The following is a 17,786-nucleotide window of genomic DNA, read 5'->3' as shown; positions in this document are numbered from 1 at the left end:
GGTGGGTGGACCGTCTCCCTACGCAACGATGATGTCCGACTCCGAGTCCTCCGTGGACTCGGACTCCGCGTCGGCCTCAGCATCGCCATCGGACCCGGCCGCGACTCCCTCCCTGTTGTCTGCATCCTCGGTGGCCTCCGTGTTATGTGTATCGGCCCGTTCGTGACTCACCGAGTCGCTGTTGCCGAATCCGAGGTCTTCGTCGACCGCGTTCTCGAGTTCGCGGAGTCTGACCTTGCATTCGACGAGTTCGTCTGTGAGTCCCTCGACGGAGGCTTCCAGTTCCCTGACGTGCGCTTCGAGTTCCTCGACACGGTTGCCGCACATATGAGAACACCAACCGGTCCGGCCACTTATACCTACGTCAGACATTGACAGAGAAGTTGACAGGTCGGGCGCGCCACACAGGTGTCGGTTCGGTGCGAATCGGTCACTGTCCGGACCAGTCACGAACCGTACGTGTTCTCGACGTAGTCAGTGACGGCGTCGGTCACGTCGCTGTCGAAGGTCCAGCACCCTCGCCACTCGTTTTCCCCCGTCTCCTCGGCTACCAGCGCCGCTTTCGCAGCGTCCGGGCAGTCGGTGTGGACGACGAACCAGGAGCGGCTGAGCTCCTCGGCCGGCGTCGTGTAGACGGAGACGTCCTCACTCACCGACGGCTCTCGGTCCGGGACGCCGTAGACGTTGACGTCCACGTCCTGCTCGACGAGGCGTTCGTACACCCGTCGCGTCCCTCGTTCGTCGTCGATACGCGAGAGGTACTGGAACCCCGAGTGGAGAGCCCCGTCGGCGTGCTGGACCGCCAGCGACTCGATGTGCCGGGACATCTGGATGAGCAGCATCTTCTGTTTGCCCGAGACGGGGAACGTCGTGTCGTCGAGGTTCGCCAGCACCTCGGGCGTCTCGACCCTGTCGACGGAGCGCGTGCCGGTGATATAGAGGTCCGAGTTGACCATCAGGACGCTTCTGGCGATGTCGCTGAGCGACGAGATACCGAGGTTCCTGCCGCGCTCGTCTTCCAGCGTGACCGCGTTCACCACCGAATCCCCCGCTGTCTCCCCCTCTCGCACGTCGACGGCCGGTGCGTCGACCATCCGCCGGAGCATCCGAACCAGCGGTTCGGGTTCGTCCTCGTTGTACACGGTCAGCGTCTTCCCCCCGGCGCTGACCGCGTCGATGAATCGTGCGATTGTCACACACAGCCGTATTAGTTCGATGATATTAGCAGTTGTCCCGGAGCAGTGCGCAGCGGGTACCGGACATCGGCTCGGAGAGCCAGAACGAGCCGCCTTTGCCCCTGCACACGCCACCCACAGCCGACTGGGACGACAACAGTCGGTTCGGGGTCGTTAGCCTTTAGCCACCGGACACCGAACGCCGGGTAATGACTGCACAAGCCGCCGAGTCCGGCGAACTCGCGGCCGTCATCGGGCTTGAGGTCCACGTCCAGCTCGAGACGGACACGAAGATATTCTGTGGCTGCTCGACAGACGTCGCCGACGACGAACCCAACACCCACACCTGTCCGGTGTGTCTCGGCCTCCCGGGTGCGCTCCCGGTGGTCAACGAGGGGGCCGTCGAGGCCGCCGTGAAGGTCGGCAAGGCCATCGACGCCGACATCCCCGAGGAGACTGCCTTCCACCGGAAGAACTACTACTACCCCGACCTGCCCAAGAACTTCCAGATAACGCAGTACGACGCCCCCATCTGCCAGGACGGCGAACTGGAGTTCGGCGTCGCGGGCGAGCGCCGCTCGGTGAACATCCGCCGGGCACACTTAGAAGAGGACCCCGGCTCGATCAAACACGTCCGCGAGGGGACCGGGCCGCTCGAATCGCGGACCTGCTCCATCGACCGGGCCGACTACACGCTCGTCGACTACAACCGCGCGGGGACGCCGCTGATGGAGGTCGTCACCGAACCTGACTTCCGAGCCCCCGGCGAGGTCCGGGCCTTCCTCGAGAAACTGGAGGAAGTCCTGGAGTACCTGGGTGTCTTCGACGCAACGCGCGACGGCAGCCTCCGCATCGACGCGAACCTCTCGATGGTCGACGCGAGCGAGGTGGGTGACGACGGGGCCATCGACGAATCGGTCCTCGAAGGTGCCAACCGAACCGAGGTCAAGAACATCTCGAGCCACAAGGGCGCCGAGCAGGCGCTGGCCTTCGAGGCCTCGCGCCAGCGCAAACTCATCGAGTCCGGCCGCGCCGTCGAACAGGAGACGCGCCACTTCAACGAGACCCACGGCAACACTGTCTCGATGCGCTCGAAGGAGGAGGAGAAGGACTACCGCTACTTCCGCGAGGCCGACCTCCCGCCGCTCCGGGTCAGCCACTGGAAAGAAGAACTGTCGATTCCGGAACTGCCCGACGCCCGCCGGGAGCGGTTCGTCGCCGAGTACGACCTCAGCGAGGAGGCGGCCTCGAAACTCACCTCCACCAAGCAGGTCGCGGACTTCTTCGAGGACGTCGCCGAGCAGTTCGACGCCGACCTCGCGGCTACCTGGGTCGCCGACAACCTGCTGGGCGAACTCAACTACCGGGACCTGCAGATTACGGACGTCTCGGGCCGGTTCGACGAAGTGACCCGCCTGGTCGAACTGGTCGCCGAGGACGAGATCACCGCGAAGAACGCCCGCGAGACGGTCCTGCGAGAGATGCTCGACGAGGGCGACGACCCCGACACCGTCGTCGAGCGCGAGGGCCTGGGTAAGACCTCCGGCGACGCGGTCCAGCAGGCCGTCGAGGAGGCCATCGACGAGAACCCCGAGGCCGTCCAGGACTACTATTCGGGCGAGGGCGGCGCGATCAACTTCCTCGTCGGCCAGGTGATGCAGAAGACTGGCGGCAGCGCGGACCCCGGCGAAGTGAACGGACTACTACGAGACGAACTGGACGACTAGTATCCGAAGCGCGCAGCGCTTCGGTTCGAAACGAACCTGAGCCTACAGAAGGGATTTTATCGTCCGGACAGCAGCCGTTGCCATGCCCTCCCCGCAGTCCCGCCGCCGGTTCCTCCTCGCCAGCGGCACCCTCCTGGCAGCGACGAGCGGGTGTCTCTCCGACACCGGCGGTCGAACACCAACAGAGACCGACACCGAGACGCCGACGCCGACACGGTCCCGTACCGACCAGTCCTCGGAGCCGACCCCAGCGGTCGACACCGTCTGGGTGACCGACAGCGTCGTCCACGTCGCCAACGTCGACAGTCTCGTCGTCGCCGGCGCGCCGGACGGCGAGCGACTGGTGCTCGCGACCTACGTCGACGAGAGCCGCATCGACCCCGAAGCCTTCGACCTGGTCGTCGACGGCAAGTCGTTCGTCCCACAGCCACCGCCGGGGACGTACACGGACTTCGAGACCATCGCCCGGTCGAGCGACCGCGTCGCGGACGGTCAGGCACTCGTCGGCTTTGTCGTCCCCGTGCAGGACGCCGTCGAGCGGGTATCACTCACCTACGGCGAGGGGTGGACGCGCGACCTTCGGGCGTCCACCCGCGACCGATTGACCGTCGAACCGGCGTTCGAGGTCCGCGAGTTCTCCCTGCCCGACATCGCCGAGCCGGATGCGCCGATTCCGGCGACGTTGACGGTCGCGAACGTCGGGGCCGGGGTCGGCGTGTTCCGGGCGGTGGCTCCTGCCTGGGGAATGCTGCCGACCGTTATCGAGCGCGAACTCGCGGCCGGCGAGTCGACGACCTTCGAGACGGAGGTCGGCGAGCAGTACAGCGGCGGCCTCACGGGCGCGAGTGCGGGCGAGACCCGCGAGGTGACGCTGTCCTGGGCCGGCGGCGAGACGACGGCGACAGTACGATTCGAGGAGCGCCAGTCGACCACGAGCGTGACCTAGCTCTCGGTCCCCTCGTTCGTCTCGGCCCGCGCCTGGCGCTCGTCTGGGATGATGGCCGGGTCCTTCCACAGGAGCGTGACGAAGATGGCGATAGCGCTCATCTCGATGATCTTGATGACGCCCTCGACGGGTTCGACGACGAAGTGGTCGAGGACGAGCGCGATCGTCCCGGTGTCGTGGCTGTGGCCCCCGCCGCCTGCCGACGGCGCGCTGAATCCGTCGACGAAGATGGCGCCGTGACCGGTGGTGTGCCAGAACACCCAGGCGGCGATGGAGGCCAGCAGGACGACGGTCCCGGCGATGTAGGCGTCACGCAGCCCGATGACTCGCCGCGTGACGAGGTACGGCCCGGTGAAGAGGAGCGCCGCCATCGCGACGAACAGGAACGGGCGGGGGTCCGGTGGCAGGCCGCGGCCGGTGAGACTCTCGATGGCCTGGAGGTAGATGAGGCTCCGTGGCAGGCCCCACCAGAGGTGGTAGGCCGCCGTGGCGAAGACGAGGGCGGCCGCGGCCCCGCGTAACACTCTGGCAGTCCGGGTGTCCATACCGGGACTCCGGTCGACAGCCCCAAGAGCGCATCGGAAGGTCCGCGTCGGGCCGGACTGGTTCGGTCGCGGTGACTCGAAGGGATTAATCCGCACCGCCCCGCAGGCAGTGGTGTGCTCTCGAGCATCCGGTCGCGCCGCTGGCTCGTCCGCGGCGTCGTCGCCCTCCTCGTGCTATCGCTGCTGACCCCGATGCTGGTCAGCGCCGCGACACACGACCCGTCGGACGCACAGACGCTGCAACGCGGCACGCTGACCAGTCCCGCCAACGGGACGACGGTCGTCAGCGCGCAGGGCTACACCTTCCAGGGGAACACCAACCGCAAGAAGCCCGCGCGCCTCGTCGCGGTGGACGAACGCGGCCGCCTCGAGTGGACCCACCAGAACCCCGAGGGGACCAACGGCTGGTTCTTCGACGTCGACCCGCTCCCCAACGGGAACCTCCTGGTCGTCTCGCCGCGCGAGGGCAACACCCTCATCTACGAGTTCGACCCGGAGACCCAGGAACGGGTGTGGAAACGGCTCCTTCCCTACGAGGACACCCACGACGCGGACATGCTGAACGACACGGCACTGGTCATCTCGCACATGCGGGCGTGGGAGGAGTCCAACCAGACCTCGATGGACGAGATCGTCGTCTACAACCTCACGACCGACGAGGTGACGTGGTCCTGGCAGTACCGGAACCACTTCCCGCCCTCGACGGACGGCGGGATGAACGACGACTGGACCCACAGCAACGACGTCGACCCCGTCGGCGACGACCAGTTCCTCGTCTCGCCGCGCAACTTCGACCAGGTGTTGCTGATCAACCGGACGACGAAGGACATCGACATGCGACTGGGCGCGGACGGCAACCACAGCACCCTCGACGAGCAGCACAACCCCGACTTCCTCCGTGGCGAGGACGCGACGCCGACGATGCTGGTCGCCGACAGCCACAACAACCGCGTCGTCGAGTACGCCTACACGAACGGCACCTGGACGCGGACCTGGAGCGTCGGGTCGAACACGCTGAACTGGCCACGGGACGCCGACCGCCTCCCGAACGGCAACACGCTCATCACCGACACGCTGAACCACCGCGTCATCGAGGTCACGCCCACCGGCGAGATCGTCTGGGAGTACTACGCGACGTGGGGCCCCTACGACTCTGAGCGTGTCGCTCACGGCGACGGGTCGAAGGGGCCGACCATCCGCGAGCAGAACGCCACCGGTACGTACGACATCACGGGGAGCGCCAACCTCACCGCCGGCGGCGAGCAGAGCGTGCCGGTCGGGACCTACATCAGAGCCACCTTCGCCGGGACGCCCCTGTCCGGGGTCGCCACCGAAGTCGGTACCGTCTGGGGCCACTACGCGCCGTGGCTCCGCCCGGTGTGGATGACCGGGTGGGCGCTGTTCTACGGCCTGCTGGCCGGCCTCCTGGCGCTTGGCTGGCTCCTGACCGAGGTCGGCCTGGTCGGCTACCGTCGGTTCAAGGCCCGGTCGAGCGAGAGCCCCGACACGGCGCAGCGTTAGGGAAGTAACACACCTCTCACGCGGGCGCGGGCCCGTACCCGCATCCGCCCGCAACCGCACGCACACCCGCGCTGTCCGGTGTTTTACCCGAAACCCTTTAGACTCCGTGCCGGCGTATCGACCGCTAATGACAGCGCAAGGTGAGACGCCGTGGAGCTGATCATCACCGAGAAGGACAACGCCGCGCGCCGCATCGCGGAGATTCTCTCGGAGGGCAGCGCCTCGGCCGAGCGACGCAACGGGGTGAACGTCTACCGCTGGGGCGACAAGCGGGTGGTCGGCCTCTCGGGCCACGTCGTCGGCGTGGACTTCCCGCCGGAGTACAGCGACTGGCGGGACGTCGAGCCACAGGAGCTTCATCTACGCCGACGTGACGAAGGAACCGACCCAGGAGAACATCGTCACGACCCTCCAGGAACTCGCCCGCCGGGCCGACGCTGCCGTCATCGCGACTGACTACGACCGCGAGGGGGAGCTCATCGGCAAGGAGGCCTACGAGCTCATCCGCGCCGAGACGGACATCCCCATCTCGCGGGTCCGGTTCTCCTCGATTACCGAACGGGAGGTCACCGAAGCCTTCGCCGACCAGGACGAGGTGGACTTCGACCTGGCTGCGGCCGGCGAAGCCCGCCAGATAATCGACCTGGTGTGGGGCGCCGCGCTGACGCGCTTCCTCTCGCTGTCGGCCCGGCAGCTGGGCAACGACTTCATCTCCGTCGGCCGGGTGCAGTCGCCGACGCTGAAGCTCATCGTCGACCGCGAGCGCGAGATTCAGGCGTTCGACCCCGAGGCCTACTGGGAGATATTCGCCGACCTCCAGAAGAACGGGTCGGGCTTCGAGGCCCAGTACTTCTACGACGACGACGGCGCCGAGGCCGAGCGTGTCTGGGACGAGGACGGGGCCGACGCCGCCTACGCCGACCTGACGAGCGTCGACGCCGCGACGGTCACGAGCGTCCGGCGGCGCACCCGGGAGGACAGCCCGCCGACGCCGTTCAAGACCACCGCGTTCATCTCGGCGGCCAGCTCGCTGGGCTACTCCGCCCAGCGAGCGATGTCGATGGCCGAGGACCTCTACACCGCCGGCTACATCACGTACCCCCGGACCGACAACACGGTCTATCCCGAGGACCTGGAGGAAGACGCCCTGCTCGACGCGTTCGTCGGGTCGCCGGAGTTCGGCGAGGACGCCGAAACGCTGCTCGAACAGGACGAACTCGTGGCGACCGAGGGCGACGAGGAGACGACCGACCACCCGCCGATTCACCCGACGGGCGAGCTCCCCTCGCGGAGCGAGCTCTCGGACGCCGAGTGGGAGATATACGAGCTCGTCGTCCGACGGTTCTTCGCCACCGTCGCAGAGGCCGCGACGTGGGAGCACCTCCGCGTCGTCGCCGAGGCCGCCGGCCGCTCGCTGAAGGCCAACGGCAAGCGCCTGGTCGAGCCCGGCTACCACGCCGTCTACCCCTACTCCAGCGCCAGCGAGAACCACGTCCCCGACGTCGAGGAGGGCGAGGAACTCGCCATCACCGAGGTCCGACTGGAGGACAAGGAGACCCAGCCACCCCGGAGATACGGCCAGTCACGGCTCATCGAGACCATGGAGGGGCTTGGGGTTGGCACAAAAAGCACGAGACACAATACCATAGAGAAACTCTACGACCGCGGCTACATCGAGGACGACCCGCCCCGGCCGACGGCGCTCGCGATGGCCGTCGTCGAAGCCGCAGAGGAGTTCGCCGACCTCGTCACGAGCGAGGAGATGACCGCCCAGCTGGAGCGGGACATGACCGCCATCGCCGAGGGCGAGGCCACCTTAGACGAGGTGACCGACGAGTCCCGCGAGATGTTAGAGCAGGTCTTCGAGGAACTGGAGGACTCGCGCGAGGAGATCGGCGAGTACCTCCAGGAGTCGCTGAAGGCAGACAAAACGCTGGGCCCGTGTCCGGAGTGCGGCGAGGACATGCTGGTCCGCCGGTCGCGTCAGGGCTCGTACTTCGTCGGCTGTGACGGCTTCCCCGAGTGTCGCAACACCCTGCCACTGCCCTCCACCGGCAGCCCGCAGGTGCTCGACGAGGTCTGTGACGACCACGACATGAAGCACGTCAAGATGCTCGCCGGCCGGAACACCTTCGTCCATGGCTGTCCCCGTTGTGAGGCCGAGAAGGCCGACGCGAGCGAGGATGAAGTCATCGGCCCGTGTCCGGAGTGTGGCGTTGCTCCGGCGGAGCAACGCGGCGGAGGCGGCGAAGCCGCCGAAGCGGAACCCGACGGCGGCGAGCTCGCCATCAAGCACCTCCGCTCGGGGTCGCGCCTCGTGGGTTGTACGCGCTACCCCGACTGTGACTACTCGCTGCCCCTGCCGCGTAACGGCGACATCGAGGTGACCGACGAGTTCTGCGAGGAGCACGACCTGCCCGAACTCGTCGTCGACCCCGACAGCGACGACCCCTGGGAACTGGGCTGTCCCATCTGCAACTACGAGGAGTACCAGGCCCGCAACGCCGTCGAGGACCTGGAGGACCTGAACGGCATCGGCGGCGCGACGGCCGAGAAACTCGAGGCGGCCGGCGTCGACTCGCTGGACGCCCTGCGCGACGCCGACCCGGACGTCGTCGCCGGGGAGGTCCAGGGCGTGACTGCGAACAAGGTCCGCGACTGGCAGTCGCAGTTAGAGGCCTGAGCCACCCCGGGTGGACAACATCTACAACGACTGACGCCCTTCCGTCTGTATGGGTTCGGCGACACGGTGGTTGTCTCGGTCCACCTACCAGCTTCGGTCACGTGCGCTCGTCAAGACGCTGCTGTACCGACTATTGATGCTCGTCGTGACCGTCACCGTCGCGCTCGCGGTGACCGGGGACCCGGTGGCGGCGCTGAACATCGGACTCGCCGCCAACCTCGTGAAGACGGTGACCTACTACGGCTACGAGCGTCTGTGGGACCGTATCGAGTGGGGCCTGGTCACCGAGTGAACCATCACAGCGACAGGTGCGACGTCGAGTCGGGGCCCTCGTCGTCGTCGATGCCGCCCTCGTGGCGGAAGGTGTAGTCGTCGTCGGTCAACACCACCGTCCCGCGGTTCGTCGCGACGGCCACGCCGGGGAGCGTGGTGCCGGCGGCCTCGCCGTTGTCACAGTCGCCCTCGCAGGCGTCGAACAGCGAGCCGTGCTTCGGACAGACCAGCTGACCGTCGCGCATCGGGACGCCCCGTCCGGTATCGAAGCGCTGGGCCTCGTGCGTACAGCGGTTCACCCACGCGCTGACGCCGTCCTCGCAGGGGACGAGAACGACCTCTTCGAGCGAGCCGTAGGGGTCTTCGACGGTGAACAGCCACGACCCCTCGTCGTGAACCGTCTCGACGTCGGCCAGTTCCTGCATAGTGGCCGATTGACCGCCACCCGATAAGGCGTGTCGGTCGATTCGGCCGTGGGAGCCCAGTGAGGGGCGGTGTCGTGAGACTTTTCCCCTCCCGCCGCGGAATCCGGGTATGTTCGGCGGAGGCGGCGGGATGGACCCGCGCAAGCTACAGCAGATGATGGAACAGATGGGCATCGATATGGAGGATATCGACGCCGAGGAAGTGATTATCCGGACCCCCGACGAGGAGCTCGTCTTTACCGACGCGGAGGTCCAGTTGATGGCAGCGCAGGGCCAGAAGACCTACCAGGTCGTCGGCGAGCCCGAGTCGCGGCCCCGTGACGGCGAGTCGACGGCCGAGAGCGAGGCCAGCGAGACGACCGAGGGAGATGCCGGCGACGACGCGGACGAGAGCAGCGACGAGTCCGGCCCGGTCACCATCTCCGAAGGTGACATCGAGCTCGTCGCGATGCGGGCCGGCGTCGACGAGGAGACCGCGCGCCAGGCGCTGGAAGACAACGGCGGCGACCTCGCCGACGCCGTCGACCAGCTGGAGTAACGTGGCCTACCTCTTCGTCCACGAGGACCGCGAGTACCTGCTGGACCCCGGCGAGCGCTTCGAGTCCGACCTCGGCATCCTCGAGGTGCCCGAGGACGTCGCGCCCGGTGACGTCGTCGAGACGCATCTCGGGACCGCGTTCACCGTCCGCCGACTGCGCGGTCCGGACCTCTTTACCCACTTAGAGCGGACCGGCGCGCCGATGATGCCACGCGACGTCGGCCTCGTCGTGGGCAAGACCGGCGTCGCCGCCGGCGACCGGGTGTTAGACGCCGGGACCGGAACGGGCATCCTCAGTGCGTACATGGGCCGGATGGGTGCCGACGTGGTGACCTACGAGCGGGACCCCGACTTCGCCGAGGTGGCGCGGCAGAACATGGCCGTCGCCGGCGTCTCGGAGACCGTCGAGGTCCGGACCGGCGACGTCACCGAGGACCTGGACGAACTGTCCGGGTTCGACGTCCTCACGCTCGACACCGAGGACGCCCCCACCGTGGTCGAGCGGACGCCGACGCTGCTGGAGCGTGGCGGCTCGCTCGCAGTGTACTCACCGTTCGTCGAGAACACCCGCGCGGCCGTCGAGGCAGCGCGGTCGGTGGGACTCGACGGCATCGAGACGCTCGACACCGTCCAGCGCGAGATGGACTTCGACGAGCGCGGATCCCGACCCTCGACGGCCGGTGTCGGCCACACCGGCTACCTCACCTTCGCCCGGCGACCCTGATTCGGTCGTGGTTATGTTAGTGATTTTGGGAGTGGACAGCCAGAAAGCCCCTGCGTTCGAGGCATACTTTCAAACGTCATCGAGCCGTACAGTCAATCGTATGAGCGAATCAGACAGGCCGGAAGAAACGACCACCTGGCCGGAGCTCGCAATCAGTCTCTACGACCGACTCACTGGCCGGAACGCCGAGATAACCTACGAGTTCGAAGACATGGAGGTCGACGTGCCGAGCAAGACGGGTGAGGACCCCGAGTACGCACACTGGCGGCTCGACGGGGCGCTGACCGTCAAGACGCGCGAGCGCGACTGAGAGAAAGTGAGCCAGCCAGTCCAGTCGGGCGAACCGATAACCACCGCCGCGGAGCTGCTGGACCGCCTCGAGCGACGGCCGGACCTGGCCATCGACTGCGACCTCGACGTGACCATCGACGGGACGACAGTCAACGTCCTGGGCTACGAGGACCTGGTGGCCGTCGACTGCCCGTCGGTCCGGAGCGCCGTCGACCTGGCCCGCCGGCACCGGACGGAGTCGATGGACGCTGCCGCCGCCCTGGCCTCGACCGGCCTCACCGCCGAACTCCGCGTCCGTGGCGTCCCGCTGGCCCGGGTCGGCGACGGCGCGAGGCCGAGCCGGCTAGCGCAGTGGCTCGGGCTCGGACCGGTCGAACTAGTTCCGGAGGGGGCTCTGCTGGCCGCCGTCACTCGACGGCGCGGATAAGCGAGAGCAGGTCGTCGCGGTACTCTCCGGGCGTCCGCCGGAGTTCGTCCGGCGCGTCCGCGATACCGAGCAGGTCCGCGACGGGGTCGTCCGGATACGCCCCGGCCGCGATTCGGAAGCCGTCGCTGTGCCAGACGGCGACCCAGCCCGTGACCGACAGCGTCTCGCCGACGCCCTCGAGGTCGACAGCGGCCGAGTACGACCGGAGCCGGGCCCGGTCGCCAGTACCGACGCGAATCCGTTCGCGTCGCCCCTTCTCGACGTGGCTAAAGCCGCGGTCGCGGAGCTGGTCGGCGAACGCCGACTGGGCCTCCGAACGGACCGTCGGGAGCACCATCGGCGGGCCGATACCGGGCGCGAGCGGCGGTTCGAACGTCAGTCGCGTCGCGAAGAAGAAGCGCCACTGCTGGTCGATATCGGTCGCATCGCGCGCCGCCGTTCGCGTCCGAGCGTCGTCGTAGAGACTCGTCGCCCCGACCACCCGCGCCGTCGGCATCCGGAACACCGTCTCGACGCTCTCGTCGGCGAGCGTCCACCCGCCGTCGTCGAGGCGGTCGGTCGGGAGCACCGGGAACGGAGCGTCATCGGACACGGTATCGCCTCAGTGGTCGTCCTCGCGCCACTTGTGCTCGCACTCGGTGCAGGTGAAGAAGCGCGTCTCGGACTCGTCGGCCGCGCGGATCTGCTTCATCTCGTAGAAGGCCCGCTCGTTGCCACACTCCGGACAGCGCGCGCCCGTCGTCGGCCCCATGTCCTCGGCGTCGACCTCGGAGGTGTCGACGACTTCAGACGCCTCCTGTCCCTGCGTCGTGACCGCCGTCTGTTTCTCTACCTCGGCGTCACGCGCTTTCTCGTAGCCGCAACTACTACAGACCCAGGTGTCGTCCTCGGTCTTCATCATCGAGCCGCATTCGTCGCAGAACTCCATTGGTGTACACCCGTGTATGCTCGGCGAGTGTGTTAAACGCCCGGGTTCGATGCCGGTATCGGAAGCCGGAGCCGCTCAGTCGTTGCGTACCCACGCCGAGCAGGGTTCCATGTCGTCCATGACCGTCTCGTGGAAGGTGCAGTACGGCTGGATGTCGTCGTCCTCGTCCATCACGTACTGGAAGTGCCGGCAGTTGCCACAGTAGGTGTCCGGTTCGCCCCGGTGGGTGGCCGTCTCGGTGATGGGGTCGTGGCCCGTCTCCGTCGTCGTGCCGCCGTCGGTCGAGGGCGAGGCCTCCGGACCGGCGTTGGCGATTCTGGGGTCGAGCGAGTGCTCCGAGGGACCTCGAACCGGCGTGGGGTCGGTGTCCGCCGTCGAGCGCTGAGACGGCTGGTCGGCGGACTGGGTCTGCGAGGACTGTGTGGACTGTCCCGCGTCGTTCGCCTGGGTGCCGCCGTCGCTGACGGTGCCCGACGTCGCGCCGGGGCGGTTGGTCTGTGTCTCGACGGTGCCGTCAGGGTCCTGACCGAAGAAGCCGATGCCGCCCAGGCCGGGAATCGAGCGCGCCTGCTCGACCAGCCTGATGGTCCCCTCCTCGGTGACCTCCATGTGTGCGGTGCCGCCCGGGTCGTTTCGCGTCTTGAACGTCGCGAGGGCGACGAACAGACACCAGAACGTGGTCACCACGCCGCTGAAGTAGACGATGCCGGCCAGCAGCGCCAGCAGCGGCGCACCCTCGAGCCAGCTGTACGGGTACAGGTGCTGGAACAGCGCGACGCCGAGCACGGCGACGCTGACGCCCAGCACGGCCGTCGCTCGCGTCTGTCGACCCGCCGGCAGGACGACGAACACGCCCAAGACGACCGCCGGGAGGCCGAGGCCGGCGACGATACCGGCGATTTCACGTGCGGCGTACCCGTCCAGTCCCAGCGTCGACCCGAGGCCCGTCGTCGCGAGGGCGATAGCCCCGACGAGGCTGGCGGCCCCTGCGACGAACAGTCCGGTGCCGACGAGCTGGCGCCGGCGCGACGCGACACGGCCGACGTCCCCCTCGTAGACGTCTGTCAAACTGGTCATGGCGAGCTGTACCACTGCCTCCGACAAAACTACCCGTCAGACAGGCGCAAGACGGCCGCGTGCGCGGCGCGGTTCCGAAAGCACTAATCGGACCCGCCGGTACACTCGGAGTATGAGCGACGACGAGAACGAGGAAGAAGAGGCACCCGCCGTCGAACTCGGGGAAGGCCCCGACGTCGAGGGCGCGCCGCTCGCGCGCGTCTCGGCGCGGCTCACCTGGAGTATCGAACACAGCACCATCGTCGAGCGCGAGGGCGAGACGACCATCCGCACGCCCGACGGGCCACGGACGCTGGCCGACGTGCTCGAAGACGTCGACGTGCCCTACTTCGCCGACCGTCACGAGTTCGAGAACGCGGTCCGCGAGGTCGTCGGAACCGGGCCGGTCCCGACCGAGTAACGCGACGTTTCTCGGGGACGTATCCCGCTGTGTTCGGCGGCATCGACGCCCCTGGCTCGGTCGGCCGAACGCGGTCACCCCGTCAGAAGAACGGGTGTGCGAACGCGGGCCGGCAGGTGACCCGCCGGTCGACCGAACGCCGTCGCCGGTCGGTCACCGCATGTTCTCGAGCGCACAGACCGTATCGGACATGAGCCACTCGGTTTCCGGATTGTCACCCTCGATGCTGAGCGCGCTGAAGGAGTCGCGGCCGTCGTCGACGGAGATGTGGAAGGCACGGCTCGACAGGGGTTCGGCGGGGCCGGGACCACGCTTGTCGGAGGTCATAGCTCACCCTCACGGATTGGCACCGATAAACGAGTCGATTCGGCCGCGAACCGGCACGACACCTGCTAACACTGTCGTCGCGGGCCCGGTAATCGACGGACAACTATACGGCGGTGGCACCGGGTGCTCCTGTATGGCCATCGAAGAGGCCGGGCAGAACACCCAGGGCGAGACCCCCGACGTCGAACCGACCGTCGAGACGGACGAGGCGACGATCACCGAGGACGCCGAGCTCGAGCGGACCATCGGTCTGACGGGCGGCCTCGCCATCGGTATCGGGACGATGATCGGCGCCGGTATCTTCGTCTTCCCGGGCCTCGCGGCGGGTGCGGCCGGGCCCGCCGCCGCCGGGTCGTTCGCTATCGGCGGCCTCGTCGCGCTGCTGGTCGCGCTCCCGGCCGCGGAACTGGCGACGGCGATGCCCAAGAGCGGCGGGGGCTACTACTTCATCTCCCGCGGCCTCGGGACGCTCGCAGGCACCGTCGTCGGCCTCTCGCTGTGGTTCGGCCTGGTGTTCGCGACGGCGTTCTACCTCGTCGGCTTCGGCTACTACGCGGTCGACGCGCTCACGCTCGCTGGTGTCGCGGTCGGCCGGGAGCTCGTCATCCCGCTGGCACTGGTGCTCGGGGTCGGGTTCACCGTCCTCAACGTCACCGGGACAGAGAACGCGGCGAAGCTCCAGAACGGCGTGGTGGCGCTCTTGCTCTCGATTCTGTTCGTCTTCCTGGGCTTCGGCGTGCTCGACGCGTTGGGCATCGTCGGCGAGCCCACGGCCCCCACGACGCTCGTCCCGCGGGGGTACTTCCCAATACTGACGACCGCCGCGCTCGTGTTCACGTCGTACCTGGGCTTCGCGCAGGTCGCGACAGTGGCCGGCGAGATGAAACGGCCCGGGCGCACCCTTCCCGTGGCGATGATCGGGTCCGTCCTCGTCGTGACCGTGCTCTACGTGACGACCATCTTCGTCGCGACGAGCGCCTTTGGCTGGGAGCGCCTCGCCGCCGAAGGCGAGACGGCGATGGTCGCGGTCGGCCGGGACCTGCTGGGGCAAGCCGGCGCGCTGGCGATTCTCCTCGGCGGCCTCCTGGCGACGATGTCGAGCGCCAACGCCTCCATCCTGAGCACCTCCCGGTCGATATACGCCGTCTCGAAGGACGCCCTCCTCCCGACCTGGGCGAGTCGCATCAACCTGCGCTACGGGACACCCCACGTCGCGCTGGGGCTCGCCGGCGGGCCGATTCTCGCCCTCACGGCGACCGGTCGGGTGCAGGTGCTTGCCGAAGTCGCCTCGTTCCTCCACCTGATGATGTACGGGCTCCTCTGTGTGGCGCTCCTCGTGCTCCGGCGCGACGAGCCCGAGTGGTACGACCCGGACTTCCGGACGCCGGGCTATCCCGCGGTCCCGATACTGGGTGCCGTCGCGAGCTTCGCCCTGGTCGGATTCATGACCCGCCTCTCGCAGGTCATCGGCCTCGCAATCATGGTGGCGACCGCCGGGTGGTACTACTATTATGCCCGCGGCGTGAGGTTACGGGGGGTGCTCTGATGCGCGTCCTCGTTCCGCTGGCGATACTCGACGGCGAGACCGTCTCGCCCGGCCTGATGGACCTGCTGGGCACGATGGACGTCACCGTGCTCGGCTACCAGCTGCTGCCCGAGCAGACGCCGCCCGACCAGGCGCGGGCGCAGTTCGAGGAGCGCGCGACGAGCGCGCTCGAGGACGTGACAGCGGAGTTCCGCGAGGCCGGTGGCGACGCCGACCACCGCCTCGTGTTCACCGGGGACCGCCGGCAGTCTATCGACCGGGTCGCGACCGACGTCGGTGCCCGCGCGTACGCCATCAACGGTGCGACGGGAACCGTCGAGCGACTGCTGGTCCCGCTCTCGGGCGACGTGGCCGTCGAGCGAATCCTCGAGTTCGTCGCGGCCCTGGTCGGGGAGCGTGCCATCGGCGTCACGCTGCTGGTGGTCGGCGAGGAGGACCCGGCGGAACCCCGACTGAGCGACGCGGCCGACCAGCTCGCGGCGATGGGCGTCGACGTCGCCACCCGACGCGGGACCGGCAACCCGCTTGACGCGCTGGTCGACGCCGTGGCGGGACACGACGCCGTCGTCATGGGCCAGCGTGCGCCGTCGCTGGCCTCGCTCGTGTGGGGCGGGGCCGAAGACCGGGTCGCCGCCGCCTCTGTCGGCCCGGTGCTCGTGGTCCGGCGGGAGGACGCGGACACGGCGCCGGACTAGGGGCGCGACCTCACTCCTCGCCCGGCGCGCCGTCGCGCTCCTGTGTGACTTCACGCCGTCCGCGGCGCTTGCCGAGGACGTACGCACCGGCGGCGAGGACGAACGGGAGCGGTATCAGGAACAGCCCCAGTATCAGGACGACGACGAGGAGTTCGGGACCACCGGGCAGGCCGGGAAACAGGAGGGTGAGCATACCCGACCTCTCTCGCGTTGGTGTAAAATAGTTGCCCAGTTTCGGCTCAGAAATCCGAGAGCTGTGACTGCAATCCGGCGACCAGCTGGGACTTCCGTCGGAGCGCGCCGACCGGCACCGGCAGCTGGTCGGACACGGCCGACAGCGTCTCGCTGAACGTCTGGCCGACGCCGGGTTCCCCCTCGAAGGCGTTCCGGACGCCCTCGCGGACCTGCCAGACGCCGACCGGGGCCCAGTAGTCGTCGGTTATCTCGCGCAGGACGAGACACTTCGCCTGGCGGCCCCGCTCCTGGAGGTGCTCGAGCACGCCAAGTCGCGCAGCGTAGTACGCGCCCGCGGTCTCTTCGACGTAGCCGGTGCGCCCCTCGTACCCCTCGTGGGCGCTGGCGAGATAGTAGCCCGCGCCGGGGTTCGGGTTCCAGACGCTCTCGGGGGCTTTCATCTCGACGAGCTCGAACTCCCACCGGCCCGGCGCGAGCAGGACCCAGTAGCGGTTGCCCATGTACTCGTTGTACCACACCTCGGGCTTGTCGATGGTGTCGCTGTTGTGGACGGTTCCCCGGAGGTACTGGCCGACGGTGTCGTCGACAGCCGTGATGGACCACCGCGTCGGGACCAGCGACCGCTCGCGGGCCTGGCCGAGCGCCCCCGCCGAGAGGATGGTGTTGATGTCGTAGACGTCGAACCCGCGCCGGTAGAGGTAGGTCATCGCGCCCTCCGCGCGCCAGTCGTCGTCCGCGAGCGTCTTCTGCACCGGCCGGGGGACGTGAGGGTTCTCGGTGAGGTCGGCGCGCTTCGCGCGGGCCCGTGGCCCAGTCGGCGTCGAGACGTCGTCGAACGCCACGTCGAGGTCCGGTTTCCCGTCGAGTCCGACCTCCACGCCGACGGCCGTGTCGGCGATGGCGACCTCGCGCTGGACGCCGACGAACCCCGTCCAGACGTCGTGGACGCCGTCGGTGCGGCCGCCGCCAGTGCTCACCGCGTCGACGGCGGTGGGTTTCGCCGAGTTGACCATCCCCGTCCGGCGCTGGAGGACGTCCTCGATGCCGAGGCCCTGCTGGTACCACTCGCCGCTGGTCGCGAAGTCGTCGGCCGCGGCGTCGGTGTCGACCGGCGAGAGCAGGCCCGTCGAGACGTTCGGGTAGCCCGACCGGCCGACGAATATCTCCGGCGCCGTCGAGCCCACGAGCGTGTCGCCCTGGAGGGCCTGCTCGAACTGCCGCTCGACGTCCTCGAGGTGGTCCGTGATGGCGTAGGACTTCTCGGCGGCGAGGCGTCGTCGCTCGGCGGCCTCATCCCGTTCGAACCCCTCGATGAACTCGTCGAGTCGCATCTACCCGGGATT

Annotated in this window: 21 protein-coding genes and 1 pseudogene; 12 read left to right on the top strand and 10 right to left on the bottom strand. The window is 68.2% G+C overall.

What is annotated here, in order from left to right; genetic code table 11:
* Positions 1-18: 18 nt before the first annotated feature.
* Positions 19-327, bottom strand: coding sequence for a DUF7518 family protein (locus P1L41_RS07950; RefSeq protein WP_276298326.1), 309 nt, complete (start codon positions 325-327; stop codon positions 19-21).
* Between the two features lie 119 nt (positions 328-446).
* The gene (locus P1L41_RS07945) at positions 447-1,196 is read right to left on the bottom strand and encodes a DICT sensory domain-containing protein (RefSeq protein WP_276298325.1); all 750 of its coding nucleotides are present in this window, start codon (positions 1,194-1,196) and stop codon (positions 447-449) included.
* A 188-nt stretch (positions 1,197-1,384) separates the two neighbouring features.
* On the opposite strand from P1L41_RS07945, the gene gatB reads away from it, so the two are divergent.
* Positions 1,385-2,902 (top strand): Asp-tRNA(Asn)/Glu-tRNA(Gln) amidotransferase subunit GatB, encoded by a 1,518-nt coding sequence (gatB, locus tag P1L41_RS07940; protein WP_276298324.1) that lies wholly within the window; start codon positions 1,385-1,387, stop codon positions 2,900-2,902.
* A gap of 82 nt (positions 2,903-2,984) precedes the next feature.
* Positions 2,985-3,848: a hypothetical protein gene (locus P1L41_RS07935; protein WP_276298323.1), complete on the top strand. Its 864-nt coding sequence runs from the start codon at positions 2,985-2,987 to the stop codon at positions 3,846-3,848.
* Here P1L41_RS07935 and P1L41_RS07930 read toward each other — a convergent pair.
* Positions 3,845-4,393 carry a hypothetical protein gene (locus tag P1L41_RS07930; protein WP_276298322.1) on the bottom strand — a complete coding sequence of 183 codons (549 nt, stop codon included), beginning with the start codon at positions 4,391-4,393 and terminating at the stop codon, positions 3,845-3,847. The two genes, P1L41_RS07935 and P1L41_RS07930, sit on opposite strands and share 4 nt — an antisense overlap.
* Positions 4,394-4,507: 114 nt before the next feature.
* On the opposite strand from P1L41_RS07930, the gene P1L41_RS07925 reads away from it, so the two are divergent.
* The 3 genes and pseudogenes from P1L41_RS07925 to P1L41_RS07915 all read left to right on the top strand — a co-directional run bounded on the left by P1L41_RS07925 (position 4,508) and on the right by P1L41_RS07915 (position 8,889).
* Positions 4,508-5,914, top strand: coding sequence for an aryl-sulfate sulfotransferase (locus tag P1L41_RS07925; RefSeq protein WP_276298321.1), 1,407 nt, complete (start codon positions 4,508-4,510; stop codon positions 5,912-5,914).
* A 150-nt stretch (positions 5,915-6,064) separates the two neighbouring features.
* A pseudogene (locus tag P1L41_RS07920) lies at positions 6,065-8,597 on the top strand (DNA topoisomerase I).
* A 49-nt stretch (positions 8,598-8,646) separates the two neighbouring features.
* Entirely contained in the window at positions 8,647-8,889 is a 243-nt protein-coding gene (locus tag P1L41_RS07915) for a DUF2061 domain-containing protein (RefSeq protein ID WP_276298320.1), read from the top strand.
* Between the two features lie 4 nt (positions 8,890-8,893).
* Here the strand turns inward: P1L41_RS07915 and P1L41_RS07910 are convergent, their stop codons facing one another.
* Positions 8,894-9,295, bottom strand: coding sequence for a Rieske (2Fe-2S) protein (locus P1L41_RS07910; RefSeq protein ID WP_276298319.1), 402 nt, complete (start codon positions 9,293-9,295; stop codon positions 8,894-8,896).
* Between the two features lie 109 nt (positions 9,296-9,404).
* Between P1L41_RS07910 and P1L41_RS07905 the strand changes: the two genes are divergently transcribed.
* From P1L41_RS07905 to P1L41_RS07890, 4 genes are all read left to right on the top strand, one after another.
* Positions 9,405-9,833 carry a nascent polypeptide-associated complex protein gene (locus P1L41_RS07905; protein WP_276298318.1) on the top strand — a complete coding sequence of 143 codons (429 nt, stop codon included), beginning with the start codon at positions 9,405-9,407 and terminating at the stop codon, positions 9,831-9,833.
* Between the two features lies 1 nt (position 9,834).
* On the top strand, positions 9,835-10,557 hold the full coding sequence (locus P1L41_RS07900; protein WP_276298317.1) for a methyltransferase domain-containing protein: 723 nt from the start codon (positions 9,835-9,837) through the stop codon (positions 10,555-10,557).
* A gap of 100 nt (positions 10,558-10,657) precedes the next feature.
* Positions 10,658-10,867, top strand: coding sequence for a hypothetical protein (locus tag P1L41_RS07895; protein ID WP_276298316.1), 210 nt, complete (start codon positions 10,658-10,660; stop codon positions 10,865-10,867).
* A 6-nt stretch (positions 10,868-10,873) separates the two neighbouring features.
* Positions 10,874-11,275, top strand: a complete 402-nt coding sequence (locus P1L41_RS07890) for a hypothetical protein (RefSeq protein WP_276298315.1) — start codon at positions 10,874-10,876, stop codon at positions 11,273-11,275.
* Here the strand turns inward: P1L41_RS07890 and P1L41_RS07885 are convergent.
* From P1L41_RS07885 to P1L41_RS07875, 3 genes are all read right to left on the bottom strand, one after another.
* On the bottom strand, positions 11,256-11,867 hold the full coding sequence (locus P1L41_RS07885) for a DUF6517 family protein (RefSeq protein WP_276298314.1): 612 nt from the start codon (positions 11,865-11,867) through the stop codon (positions 11,256-11,258). The two genes, P1L41_RS07890 and P1L41_RS07885, sit on opposite strands and share 20 nt — an antisense overlap.
* A 9-nt stretch (positions 11,868-11,876) precedes the next feature.
* Complete coding sequence (locus P1L41_RS07880; RefSeq protein WP_276298313.1) at positions 11,877-12,203, bottom strand: transcription factor S; 327 nt, start codon at positions 12,201-12,203, stop codon at positions 11,877-11,879.
* Between the two features lie 75 nt (positions 12,204-12,278).
* Complete coding sequence (locus P1L41_RS07875; RefSeq protein WP_276298312.1) at positions 12,279-13,280, bottom strand: cell division protein CdpA domain-containing protein; 1,002 nt, start codon at positions 13,278-13,280, stop codon at positions 12,279-12,281.
* A gap of 112 nt (positions 13,281-13,392) precedes the next feature.
* Here P1L41_RS07875 and P1L41_RS07870 point away from each other — a divergent pair, with 112 nt between their 5' ends.
* Positions 13,393-13,680 carry a DUF5789 family protein gene (locus P1L41_RS07870; RefSeq protein WP_276298311.1) on the top strand — a complete coding sequence of 96 codons (288 nt, stop codon included), beginning with the start codon at positions 13,393-13,395 and terminating at the stop codon, positions 13,678-13,680.
* A gap of 153 nt (positions 13,681-13,833) precedes the next feature.
* Here the strand turns inward: P1L41_RS07870 and P1L41_RS07865 are convergent, their stop codons facing one another.
* A complete protein-coding gene (locus tag P1L41_RS07865) occupies positions 13,834-14,007 on the bottom strand; it encodes a hypothetical protein (protein WP_276298310.1) in 174 nt (57 codons plus the stop codon).
* 133 nt (positions 14,008-14,140) lie between these two features.
* Between P1L41_RS07865 and P1L41_RS07860 the strand changes: the two genes are divergently transcribed.
* Entirely contained in the window at positions 14,141-15,553 is a 1,413-nt protein-coding gene (locus P1L41_RS07860) for an APC family permease (protein WP_276298309.1), read from the top strand.
* Positions 15,550-16,248, top strand: coding sequence for a universal stress protein (locus P1L41_RS07855; protein WP_379789159.1), 699 nt, complete (start codon positions 15,550-15,552; stop codon positions 16,246-16,248). The genes P1L41_RS07860 and P1L41_RS07855 overlap by 4 nt, the downstream gene beginning before the upstream one ends.
* A gap of 10 nt (positions 16,249-16,258) precedes the next feature.
* On the opposite strand, the gene P1L41_RS07850 is transcribed toward P1L41_RS07855, so the two are convergent.
* Together P1L41_RS07850 and nreA are read right to left on the bottom strand one after the other, a co-directional pair.
* Positions 16,259-16,441, bottom strand: coding sequence for a hypothetical protein (locus P1L41_RS07850; RefSeq protein WP_276298307.1), 183 nt, complete (start codon positions 16,439-16,441; stop codon positions 16,259-16,261).
* Between the two features lie 46 nt (positions 16,442-16,487).
* Positions 16,488-17,774, bottom strand: coding sequence for a DNA repair protein NreA (gene nreA / locus P1L41_RS07845; protein ID WP_276298306.1), 1,287 nt, complete (start codon positions 17,772-17,774; stop codon positions 16,488-16,490).
* Positions 17,775-17,786 lie beyond the last annotated feature (12 nt).

Source organism: Haloarcula ordinaria, assembly GCF_029338275.1.
In the GTDB taxonomy this organism is placed as follows: domain Archaea; phylum Halobacteriota; class Halobacteria; order Halobacteriales; family Haloarculaceae; genus Haloarcula; species Haloarcula ordinaria.
The sequence above is the reverse complement of the archived record's forward strand: the minus strand, read 5'-3'. Positions and strand labels throughout refer to the sequence as shown.